Origin of the sequence: Aneurinibacillus danicus (assembly GCF_007991215.1) — a bacterium.
Classification (GTDB): Bacteria; Bacillota; Bacilli; order Aneurinibacillales; family Aneurinibacillaceae; genus Aneurinibacillus; species Aneurinibacillus danicus.
The window spans coordinates 1-14,778 of record NZ_BJXX01000143.1; the positions used below are offsets into that span (position 1 = coordinate 1).

At 47.5% G+C, this 14,778-nt stretch carries 10 protein-coding genes and 1 pseudogene; 1 reads left to right on the top strand and 10 read right to left on the bottom strand.

Features of this window, described 5'->3' with window-relative positions; all coding sequences use genetic code 11:
• The 4 genes and pseudogenes from tnpA to gatC form a co-directional block, all read right to left on the bottom strand.
• A pseudogene (gene tnpA / locus ADA01nite_RS15285) lies at window positions 1–221 on the bottom strand (IS200/IS605 family transposase); the annotation flags it as partial.
• 233 nt (window positions 222–454) lie between these two features.
• Window positions 455–1,888: an Asp-tRNA(Asn)/Glu-tRNA(Gln) amidotransferase subunit GatB gene (gene gatB / locus ADA01nite_RS15290; protein WP_146811144.1), complete on the bottom strand. Its 1,434-nt coding sequence runs from the start codon at window positions 1,886–1,888 to the stop codon at window positions 455–457.
• Window positions 1,889–1,902: 14 nt separating this feature from the next.
• The gene (gene gatA, locus ADA01nite_RS15295) at window positions 1,903–3,363 is read right to left on the bottom strand and encodes an Asp-tRNA(Asn)/Glu-tRNA(Gln) amidotransferase subunit GatA (RefSeq protein WP_146811145.1); all 1,461 of its coding nucleotides are present in this window, start codon (window positions 3,361–3,363) and stop codon (window positions 1,903–1,905) included.
• 18 nt (window positions 3,364–3,381) lie between these two features.
• Window positions 3,382–3,672, bottom strand: coding sequence for an Asp-tRNA(Asn)/Glu-tRNA(Gln) amidotransferase subunit GatC (gatC, locus tag ADA01nite_RS15300; protein ID WP_146811146.1), 291 nt, complete (start codon window positions 3,670–3,672; stop codon window positions 3,382–3,384).
• A gap of 284 nt (window positions 3,673–3,956) precedes the next feature.
• On the opposite strand from gatC, the gene ADA01nite_RS15305 reads away from it, so the two are divergent.
• Complete coding sequence (locus ADA01nite_RS15305) at window positions 3,957–6,005, top strand: methyl-accepting chemotaxis protein (RefSeq protein WP_146811147.1); 2,049 nt, start codon at window positions 3,957–3,959, stop codon at window positions 6,003–6,005.
• A 330-nt stretch (window positions 6,006–6,335) separates the two neighbouring features.
• Here ADA01nite_RS15305 and ADA01nite_RS15310 read toward each other — a convergent pair whose 3' ends face one another.
• The 6 genes from ADA01nite_RS15310 to ligA all read right to left on the bottom strand — a co-directional run bounded on the left by ADA01nite_RS15310 (window position 6,336) and on the right by ligA (window position 14,728).
• Window positions 6,336–6,986: a cyclase family protein gene (locus tag ADA01nite_RS15310; protein WP_218029573.1), complete on the bottom strand. Its 651-nt coding sequence runs from the start codon at window positions 6,984–6,986 to the stop codon at window positions 6,336–6,338.
• A 49-nt stretch (window positions 6,987–7,035) separates the two neighbouring features.
• Window positions 7,036–8,400 (bottom strand): purine-cytosine permease family protein, encoded by a 1,365-nt coding sequence (locus ADA01nite_RS15315; protein WP_146811149.1) that lies wholly within the window; start codon window positions 8,398–8,400, stop codon window positions 7,036–7,038.
• Window positions 8,401–8,412: 12 nt separating this feature from the next.
• Window positions 8,413–9,879: an aldehyde dehydrogenase family protein gene (locus ADA01nite_RS15320; protein ID WP_146811150.1), complete on the bottom strand. Its 1,467-nt coding sequence runs from the start codon at window positions 9,877–9,879 to the stop codon at window positions 8,413–8,415.
• A gap of 77 nt (window positions 9,880–9,956) precedes the next feature.
• Window positions 9,957–10,937: an agmatinase gene (gene speB, locus ADA01nite_RS15325; protein ID WP_146811151.1), complete on the bottom strand. Its 981-nt coding sequence runs from the start codon at window positions 10,935–10,937 to the stop codon at window positions 9,957–9,959.
• A gap of 159 nt (window positions 10,938–11,096) precedes the next feature.
• A complete protein-coding gene (locus ADA01nite_RS15330) occupies window positions 11,097–12,512 on the bottom strand; it encodes a sigma-54 interaction domain-containing protein (protein ID WP_146811152.1) in 1,416 nt (471 codons plus the stop codon).
• Window positions 12,513–12,718: 206 nt separating this feature from the next.
• Window positions 12,719–14,728, bottom strand: coding sequence for an NAD-dependent DNA ligase LigA (ligA, locus tag ADA01nite_RS15335; RefSeq protein ID WP_146811153.1), 2,010 nt, complete (start codon window positions 14,726–14,728; stop codon window positions 12,719–12,721).
• Between the last annotated feature and the right edge of the window lie 50 nt (window positions 14,729–14,778).

Below are 14,778 nucleotides of genomic sequence, written 5' to 3' on the forward strand. Positions count from 1 at the left end.
GTTCTGTTTTGGGATGTGCTTTGAACAACGCATGAACATGATCTTGATTGTGATTCCATTCTAGCAATGTGATATTGTATTTCTCACCAATATCCATAAACATCTATCTGCTTTGCTTTTTCAGATACAGCCGTGTTGATTACCTTACGACGATACTTAATCACTAGCACGAGATGATAATTCAGACTGAACACCGAATGATTATTACTGTCTAATTTCATGTGAAATCAATCCTTTTAACTAGTAAGACTGATTATACAACAAGAAACAAAAAAGGCAAATGTTCAGAACAAATGCCTTTCGGCTAACGCCAAACCGAAATTCACCACCCACTTAGCTGACGCTTGAAGTGGGAGTACTCTTTCAAAAGACTGATAGAATTGCTACTTTCATTTTTTACAACAAAAAGGGGTTGTCCCATAACCGATGGACAACCCTTTCTTTATACTGCAAACTATAGCTTGCTCAGCGCATCGCGCAGCAGTTGGTTCACCACGCCCGGGTTTGCTTTCCCTTTGGACGCTTTCATAACCTGGCCAACCAGAGCTCCGATCGCCTTCTCTTTACCGGCTTTGAAATCCTCCACAGCCTGCGGATTTTTGGCGATGACTTCATCCACCATCTGCTTAATCGCGCCTTCGTCGCTAATCTGGACAAGACCCTTCTCTTCAACAATCTTCTCCGGATCTTTTCCGGACTCCACCATTTCCTTGAAGACTTTCTTGGCAATGCTGTTGCTGATGGTGCCTTTTTCGATCAGCTTAATCATCTGACCCAGGCTTTCCGGTGTCATCTGAATGTCTTTCATTTCTTTTTCGTTGGCGTTTAAATATCCAATTAGATCGCCCATAAGCCAGTTGGCCACCGACTTGGCATCAGCGCCCGTCTGTACGGCAGCATCAAAGAAATCAGAAATGTCTTTGGACATCGTGATAACGCCTGCGTCATATTCCGGCAGACCGAATTCGGACATGTAGCGCTGTCTACGCGCATCCGGCAACTCCGGAATGGTGGCGCGAATTTCTTCCACCCATTCACGGCTGATTTTTAGCTTAATGAGATCCGGATCCGGGAAATAGCGGTAGTCGTGCGCTTCTTCCTTGCCGCGCATCGATACGGTGCGGCCCTTCGCTTCGTCCCAGCGCCGGGTCTCCTGCACCACTTCGCCGCCTTCGCGCAGAATATCGGCCTGACGCACCTCTTCATATTCGAGTCCGCGTTGCACGTTACGGAACGAGTTTACATTTTTTAATTCGGCACGAATACCGTACTCTTTCTGACCTACCGGACGAAGACTAATATTAGCATCACAGCGCAAAGAGCCTTCTTCCATTTTCAGATCAGATATTTCACAATACTGTAAAATCGCTTTTAATTTTTCCAGAAAAATACGCGCTTCTTCCGGGGAACGAAGATCCGGTTCTGATACGATTTCCAGCAAGGGCGTTCCGACACGATTGTAGTCTACCAGAGACGCATATCCGCTTGCCGCATGCATTAGCTTGCCCGCGTCCTCTTCCAACTGGATACGCGTAATACCGATATGTTTTGTCTCACCGTTCACTTCGATATCTACCCGGCCGTTCTTGCCGATGGCTTTGTCAAGCTGGGAAATCTGATATGCTTTTGGCAAATCAGGATAAAAATAATTCTTCCGGTCAAATACGCTTTCTTCCGCAATTTCACAGTTTAGCGCAAGTGCCGCTTTCATTGCATATTCTACCGCTCGCTTATTCAATACGGGCAAAACGCCCGGATGCCCCAAACAAATCGGGCACGTATGCGTATTAGGCGGCGCCCCGAATTCGGTGGAGCAGCCGCAGAAAATTTTCGATTTCGTGGATAGCTCGACGTGAATCTCCAGCCCAATGACGGTTTCGAATTCCATGGTTCCGTACCCCCTTACAGCTCAGGACGAGCCTTGTGATAGTCTGTATTTTGCTCATAGGCATGCGCGACGCGCAGAATCGTGGACTCGTCAAACGCTTTCCCGATAATCTGCAGTCCGATCGGCAGGCCGTTGCTCGCAAAGCCGCAAGGCACGCTGATGGCCGGAATGCCGGCCAGGTTCACCGGAATGGTGCAGATGTCTTCTAAATACATCGTCAGCGGGTCATTGACTTTCTCGCCGATCTTGAACGCGGTCGTCGGCGCGGTCGGTCCGATGATCACGTCGTATTTCTTAAATACTTCGTCGAAGTCATGTTTAATCAGCGTACGCACCTGCTGCGCTTTCTTATAATACGCATCATAATAGCCGGAGCTTAGCGCGTACGTTCCCAGCATAATACGGCGCTTTACCTCCGCACCCAGGCCCTGGCTGCGGGTCTCACGGTACATTTCAATCAGATTCTCCGCGTTGTCCGCACGTACACCGTAGCGCACACCGTCATAACGCGCCAGGTTGGAAGACGCTTCAGAAGGTGCAAGAATGTAGTAGGTCGGTACTGCATATTCCGTATGCGGCAGCGTTACTTCTTCGACGACTGCGCCGAGTCCTTCCAGCACTTTCAGCGCCGCGTTTATTTTCTCTTTTACTTCCGGATCGATGCCCTCACCCATCAGCTCTTTCGGTACACCGATACGCATGCCTTTTATGTCACCGTCGAGCGCGGAGATGTAATCCGGAATGTCTACTTCAGCGGACGTAGAATCAAACGGATCATGTGCGGCAATCGCCTGCAGTACATAGGCGGCGTCTTCCACATTCTTCGTGATCGGTCCGATTTGGTCCAGAGAAGACGCGAACGCCACGAGTCCAAAGCGGGACACAAGACCATATGTCGGCTTCAGCCCCACTACGCCACAGTAAGCAGCAGGCTGGCGAATCGATCCGCCTGTATCGGAGCCGAGAGTGAAATAGACCTGTCTGGCCGCCACAGCCGCAGCCGAGCCGCCGCTGGAACCGCCCGGCACATAATCAAGGTTCCAGGGGTTGTATGTATTATGGAAGCCGGAGTTTTCCGTCGAGCCGCCCATGGCGAATTCATCCATATTCAGCTTTCCGATCATGACAGACTGGGCCGCATGCAAACGGTCCATCACGCTGGCGTTGTAGATTGGATTGTAATTGGCCAACAGCTTGCTGGCACATGTAGTGGTTACGTTCCGGGTTACAATGTTGTCTTTGATCCCTGCAGGCAGACCAAACAGCAATCCTTTCTCTTCGCCGCGGGATTGCTGCTCGTCCAATTCTTTGGCGCGGTTGCGCGCATTTTCTTCGTCAAATGAGATAAAGGCTTTTACTTTACCCTCCGTTTGGCTGATGCGCTTAAAAGAAGCGTTTACCAAATCGGATACCGTGATTTCTCCTTTATCGAGTTCGGTATGTAAGTCCGCTAGTTTTTTATCAAATAAAGACACGTGTTCGTCCCCCTTTCTCTATTCCATTACAGCCGGTACTTTGAACTGTCCGTCTTCTTCGTCCGGTGCATTGCGCAGAGCTTCTTCACGATCTGCGGACGGACGCACTTCGTCGTCGCGCATGACGTTATATACATCAAGCACGTGGCTGGTCGGAGGCACATTGGTCGTATCCAGTTCATTCAGTTTCCCTGCGAATTCAAGAATGCTGTTCAACTGCTCTGTATATTTTACCGCTTCCTCTTCGGTAAGGTTTAAGCGGGCGAGTTTCGCTACATATTCCACCTCATCACGCGAAATTGCGCTCATGGTTCCACCTCCTGATTTTCCTGGCTTTTTCCGCCCTGCTACGCTCTTCTGAGGCGGACAAACCTAGATAAAATCATACCAAAGAAACTATACAGCCGCAACTGAGCCAGTCTCACCTCCTGTCGTTTTCATGAATCGCATTCTATTTTTATAATTTTCAAAATATTAAACTTTGCTCTAATAAACAATATAAGAGCTGTGAAAATTTACCGATATACATTTATATAAACAAAATAAAAAATGCTAGGCAAAAAGTCTGACAAGAAAGGTGAGCTGTATAAGAAATGAAGTTCCGAAGCATTAAAGCACGTACTCTTGTATCTCTACTTCCCACATTTGTAGTCGTTCTGTTATTTATGACATTGTTTACGTACTTTTACAGTACATCTTTGATGAACCGGCAAATCGAAGATAAGATGAACGAACAGCTACGGGGTCTTAGTTCCGCTATCGAAAAAGATCTAGTAGCCCATAAAAAGATTCCAGAATTGCTCGCCCGCAGCATAGAATTCTCCTCTCCTTCTATTACGAAAGAACAGTACGCGGCCATTCTGAAAAACGCGCTCGGCTCAAATGCCGAAACTTTCGCTGTCGGCGTGTTCTTTGAACCTTACAAGTACCGTTCAGATGTGAAATATTTCTCTTTGTACGCCTTTCGGAAAGACGGGAAAATCGAGGTCACGGAAGAGTTCAGCAATCCGGAATATAATTATCCGAATACGGATTGGTATAAAACAGGCAAAGCTAGCAAACAGCCGACCGTCTATACCGATCCTTATTTCGATTCAATCACCAAGATTTCCATGGTCACTGTCAGCGTACCGTTTTACAGCAGCAGTCATGAATTTCTTGGTATCATTACATGCGACATCGATCTGTCCAGTCTGCAGAAGCTAATCGGACAAACGAAGGTCGGCGAGACGGGCCGGGCATTCCTGCTTGATAGCAAAGGAACCTATCTGGCGGATGCGGACCCGAATAAAATGATGAAGATGAACATTAAAAACGATCCGAATGCTTCGCTTGCCCAGGCTTCCTCCCGTCTGACATCTGAAAAAAGCGGAATGGTTACTTATGCAGGCGAAAAAGGAACGAACCGGATCTATTATCACACCGTTCCGGAGAACGGTTGGATACTTTCGCTGGTCATACCGGAAAGCGAAATGTTCGCTCCTGTTCGCTCCCTGGTCAACGCACTCACTATAGCTGCTGTTCTCTCTATCATTATTGCAGTCGTTATCATTCTGCTGTACAGCCGCTATATTACAAGCAACATTAGGCGCGTCAACGAATTATCGGAAGCGATGTCGGGCGGAGACTTCACACACCATATCGAAGTGAAAACAGCGGACGAATTCGGCCAGATGTTCCGCAATTTCAACTCGATGAATGACACGCTTCGGAACACGATGGGACAAATCGTCTCCCATACTCACCAGGTTGCCTCCACTTCTGAGCAGTTGACCGCGGGTTCCGAGCAAACCAGCAAAGCGGCGGAACAAATTACGGAGTCCATGATGGAGGTCGCCAGCGGTACCGAACAGCAGGCCTCTATCGTCGACGATGCAAGAAACATCGTATCTGATATCACAGACAGCATGGACAAAATAGCCGAAGGTATCCAAAAGGTAAATGAACGATCCATGGTAACTGCGGAGAAAGCAGAAAACGGAAATCGCAATGCCAGAGAAGTAACCGAACAGATGAATCATATTTATCAGCAGGTAGAAGAGCTGGCGGCTGCCGTGCACTCACTCGGAAAAAAATCCGAAGAAATTGACCATATTGTAGCACTTATCACCTCTATCTCCGAGCAAACCAACCTGCTGGCATTGAACGCGGCGATTGAAGCGGCCAGAGCAGGCGAGCACGGCAGAGGCTTCTCGATCGTAGCGGATGAAGTGCGTAAGCTCGCAGAACAATCGGCTCAATCAGCAAGCCAAATCAGCCGCCTAATCGTCGAGATCCAGCAGGAGATGCACAATGCGGTTGAAGTAACGAATGAGACAAACACGGAGGTTAAGCAGGGCATCGTCATGGCGGACAGCGCTTCAAGCTCTTTTGAAGATATACTGCAAGCGGCAGAAGAAGTGTTTGCCCATGTAAAGGACGTGAACCACATCGTAAGACAGATGGATGCGAAAAAGAACAAAATGACGGAGGCAGTAAACCGTATTTCGCAAATTTCCGAACAAACAGCAGGACTGACCCAGGGTGTAGCGGCAGCGGCGGAAGAACAGAACGCTGCGATGGAAGAAATCTCTTCCGCTTCGCATACCCTCACAAAAATGGCAGAGGAATTAAACGATTTAATGAGTAAATTTAAAGTCTAACGCGTCTTCTCGTCCCTTCATATGCATGCACCAGGGAAGTCGTTCCTACGGTAAAAAATATCTATCACTTAGGCGCCGAGCAATCGGCGTCCTTCATTTTCAAAGTTGATGGCGGCGTTTTTGTTCCGGTCATGTTCGACGATGAGGTGGTGAACGGAATACTCGTTCGTTCCCGTATCATCAATTGTATTTTTAGTTTATATCCTGCGATAAATCAATAATTTTCTGTATTTTTGTCCTAAGACACTAATTCTTTCTAAACTCTTTTATACTTTAAAATAAATAGGCTGTCAAGATTTCTCGACAGCCTGAAAAGTCTATCCTGCTCCTTTACCCGATCTTCATCGCTACCGCTCTAACAGGTGAACCGTCTGACCCTATAATTCGTAAAGGAAAGGCGCTTATGAGAGGATTCGGGAAATCAATCGCCCCGAAATTAGTCAAATTCTCCGCAATAATTCCATTTACCTCAGCTACTGCATCATGGACGGGAAATTCAGTACCTCCTGTCCGATCTATATTTATTGTATCTATGAAAAACGTACGAATCCCTCTTCTAATCATTTCATGAATTACATCTATATGAACGTACGGGTGACGGAAAAACTTTTCCTCTCCTGCATATTGCGACCATCCCGTATGAAACAGCACGATTTTTCCGGGAGCCAGCTGATCCAGGTAAGGCTCAACATCCTGTAGTGTAATCTCTTCCTCTTCCCCTTTTCCTGTTACCGGGATGACTACGCCTGTTCCGACAAATAAACGCAGATCAGATTCATCAATACGTTGACCTTCATTACTGAAGTGGTAAGGAGCATCTACATGGGAACCTGTTTGTGAACCAAGGTGCACATAATGTAAATTGTACCCTTCGTTTTCTAACGTTGTAGCTACACTAATATTCGGCTCAGGATCTCCGGGATAGATAGGGGTATCATTCGTTAACGGGAGGGATAAATCAACAATTTTATCGATCTTAATCATAATATGGCCTCGCTTTCTGCATGGTATGCATATGAATTAGTGTTTCTTATACTGCTTCCGATTCTTTGTTCTCTTCAGGTACTACAGCCTTTCTTGCAACTTTCATTAGCCCTGCGTAAACCACGCATGTTAACAGGAAGGTTAGTATTGTCGTTCCGGAAATAGGATGTACGTAAGAGAAATAATAGGCGAATACAGCCCCAATAATAAAAGAAATGTAAGCAACATAATTAATCCCATTCGAATACCAGTAAAGTTTGTTCTCACCGGAAATAATTTCGGAAGCATCATAATGCTTGCGTTTAAGAATGTAGTAATCTATGAGCATAATCGCAACAACCGGGATAAAAAGACTTCCAATCATCAAGAGGAATCCCTGAAAATTGGTAAGCAGCCAATCCTTAAGCAATGCTCCGAATATACAAATAACACCTAATATTAGCACAATTTTTTTGAAATGATGCTGCTTAAAGATGGCCAAATAAGACATCGTTGCACTATATAAGACCATTGTATTCGTCGATAAAACGGAAATGAAAATAACCAGTGCCGCGGCAAAACCAAAAACAGGGTTAAAATGTCCAATTAAAACAGTTGGATCATACGTCCGTGTGATATGATTCAATACCGAAAACCCGGACACGGTTGCCCCAAGTACCATCGCAATAATGGTTGAGACACTAAACCCGAGATAGGTCCCCACCATACCGACCTTTTCCGTTTTACAATAGCGGTTATGGTCACTTACCATAAGCATCCACGAGAATACGGTTGCAATTACAATATCAAAGGCCGCCGAGACGGTAATAGAAGGATTATCCATTACAGTCATTCTGATTAAATTTCCTACATCAAATGTAATAAACATGTAGCCGAAAACGATTACAACCAAGACCACCATGAAAGACACGATGAATTTTTCCGTTGTCTCTATTACCCGGTGTCCATACATGGCCATCAGAACTACAAGCGCTTCAGTCAGAATCGTAAAGAGATTAATATTGCTATATCCTGTCAAATAGGATATAGCTTCATTAAGGCTCAAAGCCCCCATATATGCCTGAATCCAGCTCCAGCCTATAAGTACAATAGTGTTCACAGCGGTAGGCAGTACCGCCCCGCGCTGCCCGAAGGCTCCGCGGGCCAGTGCCATAGTGGATAAGCCGGTACGCGTTCCGATATTTCCCATAAGGATCAATGGTATTGTTCCAAGGAGTGTTCCAAGTATAATTACAATGAGGGCTGTCGAATACGTCATATCCGGAACGAACAGCATTCCGGTGAATACGGTGGTCACTACAACGTTAGATCCCAGCCAAAGAAAAAAAGTAGAAAATAAGCTCATTGTCCTTTCATTTGCAGAAATCGGGCTCATGCTATCATGACTTATTGTTTCAGTCGAATTTGACATGCTATCCTCTCCCTATGTTGCAGAATACCAACCAACTTTTTGAAGCTGTGAATTCATATTAATATGCTTTGGTTCCGTAAAAGCAGCTAATCCATATGGTCCAAGCTCACGTCCAATGCCACTTTGTTTAAAACCGCCCCATGCCGTTTCTACATGAGGTGTATGGTACCCATTTATCCAGATCGTTCCTGCCTGGACACGGTTAGCCACACGATTTGCCCGCTCTATATCCTGGCTTAAAATACCGGCAGCCAGACCATATTTTGTGCCATTTGCTAAAGCAATCGCCTCTTCTTCATCATGGAAAGATTGAACCGTAATAACAGGGCCGAATATTTCTTCCTGCACGATTCTCATCTCTTGATTCACATCAGTAAATACAGCAGGAGTAATGTAGTACCCATCTTCCCCCTGAATTCGCGTTCCGCCTGTAAACAGCGTTGCTCCCTCTGAAATCCCGAGCTGAATGTATTGCTCGATTTTCTTAAGATGGTCTAAGCTGATTACAGGCCCCATTTCTGTGGCTTCCTCCAGCGGTTTTCCAATGCGAATATGAGCAAGTCTATCAGAAAGTCTTTTCAAAAACTCCTGTTCTAGCTCGTTATGAACCAATATCCTGGAAGACGCAACGCATACCTGGCCCTGATTGAAAAATGCTCCAAAGAGTGCCCAGTCTACTGCAATTTCTACGTCTGCATCCTCAAAAATTATCAACGGAGATTTGCCTCCCAATTCAAGCGAGACACGCTTCAATGTTTTTGCGCATTCCTGATAAATTCTTCTTCCTGTTTCAGCTCCACCCGTAAATGAAACTTTATTAACACTCTCGTGACTTACAAGCGGTTGGCCAACCGCCGCCCCATCCCCTAATACAAGGTTAAAGACACCGTCCGGCATTCCTGCCTCTTCAATTAATGCTGCCAGCTTTACAAAGGAAAGAGGAGTAATCTCCGATGGCTTGAATACGATTGTATTCCCTGCTGCCAAAGCAGGCGCCAGCTTCCATATGCCAAGAAGCAGCGGAAAATTCCAGGGAACAATCAGTGCGCATACACCAATTGGCTCTTCGTGTATACGGCTGGTTGTTCCATCTTCCATCTCTTTTTGCCACACATCACGAGACTCTACCAGATTGGCATAATAGCGGATGCACGTTACACTATCCATAATATCCAGGCGGGATTCGCGAATCGGCTTACCTGTATTCCGGCTTTCTACTTGAGCAAATTCCTCTGCTGAAGCTTCCAATAAATCAGCAAGCTTATAAAGAAGAGCTACACGAAGCTTTGCATTTACAGGCCATTCCGTTGTTTCAAATGCAATTTTCGCTGCCAGTACCGCCTCATGCACCTGCTCCGATGAGGCTTCTGCTACTTCAGCAAGGGCCGATCCGGTAGAGGGATCGATAAGCGTGCGTCTGTTTCCCCTCCCCTCTACCCACTTTCCATTCATATACATTCGAAAATTGTTCTGGGACATGATTTGCGTCTCCTTTGTATATAGCAGTGCAAGAAACGACTGCTGCAAAATTGCTGCCCGTTTCTTGCACTCTTTGATTAATTTTTCCCTGCATGGGCCAGTGTTTCTGTTTTTGCTTTCTTCTGAAGTGCCAGATGAGTAATAAATTCAAAGATAACGTTCGATGCTGCATTAGCGGTAATTTGTGCATGGTCAAATGATGGCAGCACTTCAACCAGATCAAATGCGACAAAATTCAATCCTTCCAGGCCGCGAAGCAACTGCAGCGCCTCTGTTGTCGTTGCTCCGGCAACTTCCGGTGTTCCTGTTCCCGGTGCGTATGCAGGATCAATAAAATCAATATCAAATGATAGGAATAGCGGACCGTCTCCCGCGCGCTGACGAATACGCTCGATAACTGCCGGGATTCCCATCTCCTGCACTTCATGCATTTCTACGACGTCAAAGCCCATCTCGCGCGCATCATCCAAATCTTCCGGCGCATACAGCCCTCCACGCATGCCTACCTGGATGCTGCGGCTTGTATCCAGCAGTCCTTCTTCATATGCCCGGCGGAACGGCGTGCCGTGGTTGTATTTCTGTCCAAAATACGTATCCCATGTATCGCTGTGCGCATCGAAATGAACGAGTCCGACAGGGCCGTACTTTTTGGCAACCGCACGCAACTCGGGAAGCGTAATGGAATGATCGCCCCCGATCGTAATCGGCACGACACCTTTTTCCAGAATCGGAAGTAATCCTTCTTCAATTTTTTTGTATGACTCTTCAATATAGCCGGGCACAACAGGGAGATCCCCATAATCTACCCCGGATAAGTAATCAAACACGTTAATTTTTCTGACCGGATTGTACGGGCGGAGCAAAATCGAGAAATCGCGTACCGCTCCCGGACCGAACCGTGCTCCGACACGGAAAGAAGCCGCGGTATCAAACGGGGCTCCCAAAATAACGAAGTCGACATCTTCTGTCGTTTGAATATGAGGCAGGCGCATAAATGTACGCACGCCGCAAAAACGCGGAGATTCAAATGAGTCTGCCGGTTGATATTTTTTTGCCATGGTGTATCCCCTCCAACTTTCCTATTGATGTGTATCTCTTCTCGTTACATAGAAACTTGCAAAAGCCGTGCCAGTTTATATAAACCTTTATATATTAAAGCTTCCGGCTTTTAGGGAGGAGCTACTCTACTCTTTATTATTCATTTTTGAATCAACAGCTCACTCCGATTGCTCGTCTACCTCCCGGCCGCGATATTTCTGCAGGCGCCGCACAACCGAAGGCTGGCTGATGCCAAGGCGGGCCGCCATTTCGTGCGTTGTTCTGCATTCCTCATACGCCTGCATGATTACCCTTCTCTCTACTTCTTCCAGAATATCTTTCAGCTTGCGGGAGCCGACAGCGATCGGCACTTCTGCTACTTCCGCCTCTGTCCGCATCGTTTCGGGCAGATGGGCAGCCGATATAACTTCTTCGTCCGTCGTTACGACAAGGCGCTCCATTACGTTTTCTACTTCCCGCACATTTCCCGGCCATTTGTAATTGAGCAGTAAGTGAACCGCCGATTCATCCAACCGCTTTTTCAATCCATAGGCTTCGGCGAATTTCTCAAGGAAAATGCGAATGAGCGGCAGTATATCCTGGGGTCTTTCCCGCAGGGGAGCGATTTCGATAGGCACAACATTCAGCCGAAAATACAGATCTTTGCGGAATTTACCTTCTTTTACCATTCGTTCAAGGTCCTGATTGGTAGCTGCGATTAGCCGGAAATCGACTTTCTTCGGGCGCGTGCCGCCGACCGGTGTAATTTGTTTTTCTTGGATGACTTTGAGCAGTTTCGCCTGAAGGGCCAGCGGCATTTCCCCGATTTCGTCGAGGAACAGTGTACCTTTATCCGCGAGTTCAATAATACCGGGCTTGCCGCCTTTGCTTGCTCCCGTAAAAGAGCCGGATGTATAGCCGAACAACTCCGATTCCAGCAAACCTTCAGGAATGGCGCCGCAGTTCACTTCGATGAAAGGTTGGGATTTGCGTGCGCTTTTTCTATGAATCGCTTTAGCGATGACATTCTTTCCTACGCCGGATTCCCCGAGCAGCAGGACCGTAGTATCCACCTTGGCTACACGCTGCACCATCGTAATGACCCGCTTCATCTGCGGGCTTTCCGCAACAACGCCCGGAATGCGTGTTTCCTTCTCGCGCAGTTCTTCAAGCTCGCTCTCATACCGTTTGACCTGTTCCGCCAGCTCCTCGAAATTTTTCTTCAGGGACATGATCTCGGTCATATCGTGCGAATAGCTTACCACCCGCGCAAGTCTGCCCTGTTCGTCGAATACCGGGTATCCGGTCGCCATAACGACTTTATCTGTCTTCGTATGCTGGATAACCTGCTCTTTCACTTTCGTTTCCAGCACCTTCAGCGTTACAGAAGGCGAAAATACACCTGCTTCTTCTAATTCCTGTGAGCTTTTTCCATACAATTCTTCCGGCTCAATTCCGTAGATCTCACGACAGTTGCTGCTAACCCGCAAAACCCGCCCTGCTCCATCTGCAATTACAATATTGTCCGTCGATGTCTCAATGATTGCATTCAGTTCCATCAAAACGTCTGATACATTTTCCTGCTGGTCCTGCATAAACCGGCTCCTCCTTACAAACGGAATACAAAATGTATTGTTCCATCCATTATACACAGAAATGCCCTTGACCTACCTTCCATCCCCCAACTGTCCCGGCAAATCAAGAAAATGAATTTTCTTGATTTTTTATTCATATTTGAATTTGTTTTGATTCAAAAATGAATAAAACTCTGCCCGTTCTATTCCAGGCAGAGTTTTATTCGTTATTTGTTCACCCATTCAAGAAACGTTTTTTCATCAATAACCTGAATGCCCAGCTCGTTCGCTTTCGTCAGCTTTGAGCCTGCCGCCTCTCCGGCGACGACAAGGTCGGTTTTCTTGCTGACGCTGCCGGACACTTTTCCGCCCCGTACTTCAATCATTTGCTGGGCTTCTTTACGTGTTACATTTTCCAGCGTACCTGTCAGCACAACTGTCTTGCCCGAGAATGGCGAATCGGTCTTTACATCTTCCGTCCGCAGGCCTTTATACTCCATATTAACGCCGGCTTCGCGCAGACGGTTTATCGTCTCCGTTACTTCCGGCTTTTCGAAATATTTCACAACACTTTCGGCGATCTTCGTGCCGATTTCATGAATGGACACAATCTCTTCTTCCGTTCCCTTCTGCAGCGCCTCCATCGTACCGAAATGCTGCGCCAGCAGACGGGCCGCTTTCTCGCCCACAAAGCGAATACCAAGCCCGAAGAGAAGACGTTCCAGAGAATTGCTTTTGCTCGCCTCGATCGCCTTTAACATGTTATCGACTGATTTCTCTCCCATACGTTCCAGCTGAAGCAGTTCTTCCCGCTGCAAGTAATAGAGATCAGCCACACTGCGGATCATCTCATGCTCATACAGCTGGGCTACGACCTTCTCGCCTACTCCATCAATATTCATGGCGTTGCGGGAAACGAAATGAATAATTCCTTCCCGAATCTGCGCCGGACACTGCGGATTAATACAGCGCAACGCTACCTCTTCTTCCAGGTGCACAAGTTCGCTCTCGCAAGCCGGGCAATGGGTCGGCATATGATACGGCTTTTCCTCTCCGGTACGCATGTCCGCCTTTACCGCTACGATCTCCGGGATAATATCTCCGGCTTTCTTGACTACGACATGATCGCCTATCATAATGCCTTTCTCGCGGATGATGTCTCCATTGTGCAGTGACGCCCGCTGTACGGTCGTTCCGGCCAGGCTAACCGGGTCAAGAATCGCGGTCGGCGTGATGGCGCCTGTACGTCCTACAGTAATTTCGATATCACGCAGAACCGTTACCACCTCTTCCGCCGGAAATTTGAATGCGATGGCCCAGCGCGGACTTTTCGCGGTGTATCCCAGCTCTTCCTGATACGAAAGGCGATCCACCTTCACTACCATGCCGTCGATATCATATGCAAGCTCGCTTCGTCTTTCCCGCCATCCTTCGACCATAGCAATCACTTCGTCAATCCCTTCGCATATGCGGCGTTCCGGATTCACCTTAAAGCCAAGCTCTTCAAGCATGTCCAGTGCCCCGCTATGCGTATCGACGGGGAGTATGTCTTCGCCGACTATGGAATACAGGAAAATATCAAGGGAACGCGACGCCGCGATTTTCGGATCAAGCTGACGCAGCGACCCGGCTGCCGCGTTGCGCGGATTGGCAAATAGCGGCTCCTCGCGCTCCAGTCGCTCCTTGTTCAGCCGCTCAAACGCCCTGCGTGGCATAAAAGCTTCGCCTCGAACTTCCAGGGTCAGAGGCTTCTTTAATTTAACCGGAAGCGAACGGATCGTACGCAAATTCTGGGTAATGTCCTCCCCAATACGTCCGTCGCCCCGCGTCGCTCCGCGCGTGAAACGCCCGTTTTCATAACGCAACGAGACGGCCAACCCGTCAATTTTCAATTCGCATACGTAGCGGACAGGTCCCTCTACGCCCAGCCCCTGTCGGACACGGCGGTCAAAGTCACGCAGATCCTGTTCGTCAAACGCATTACCCAGACTAAGCATCGGAGTGGTGTGCTCGACTTTCTCAAAAAATTCGAGCGGGGTTCCCCCGACCCGCTGGGTTGGGGAATCCGGCGTCAGCAATTCCGGGAATTCTCCTTCCAGACGAATCAGCTCCTGCATAAGCTTATCGTATTCATAATCAGAGATTTGCGGGTCATCTTTTACATAGTACAGGTAGTTATGCTGCTCGATCATGTCGCGCAGCTCTTCTATCCGCTGAACAGCCTCGTTTTGATCCATCCTATCTCCCTCGCTTAACCCTAGTTAATTTAGAAAGAGATTCTCCTCTT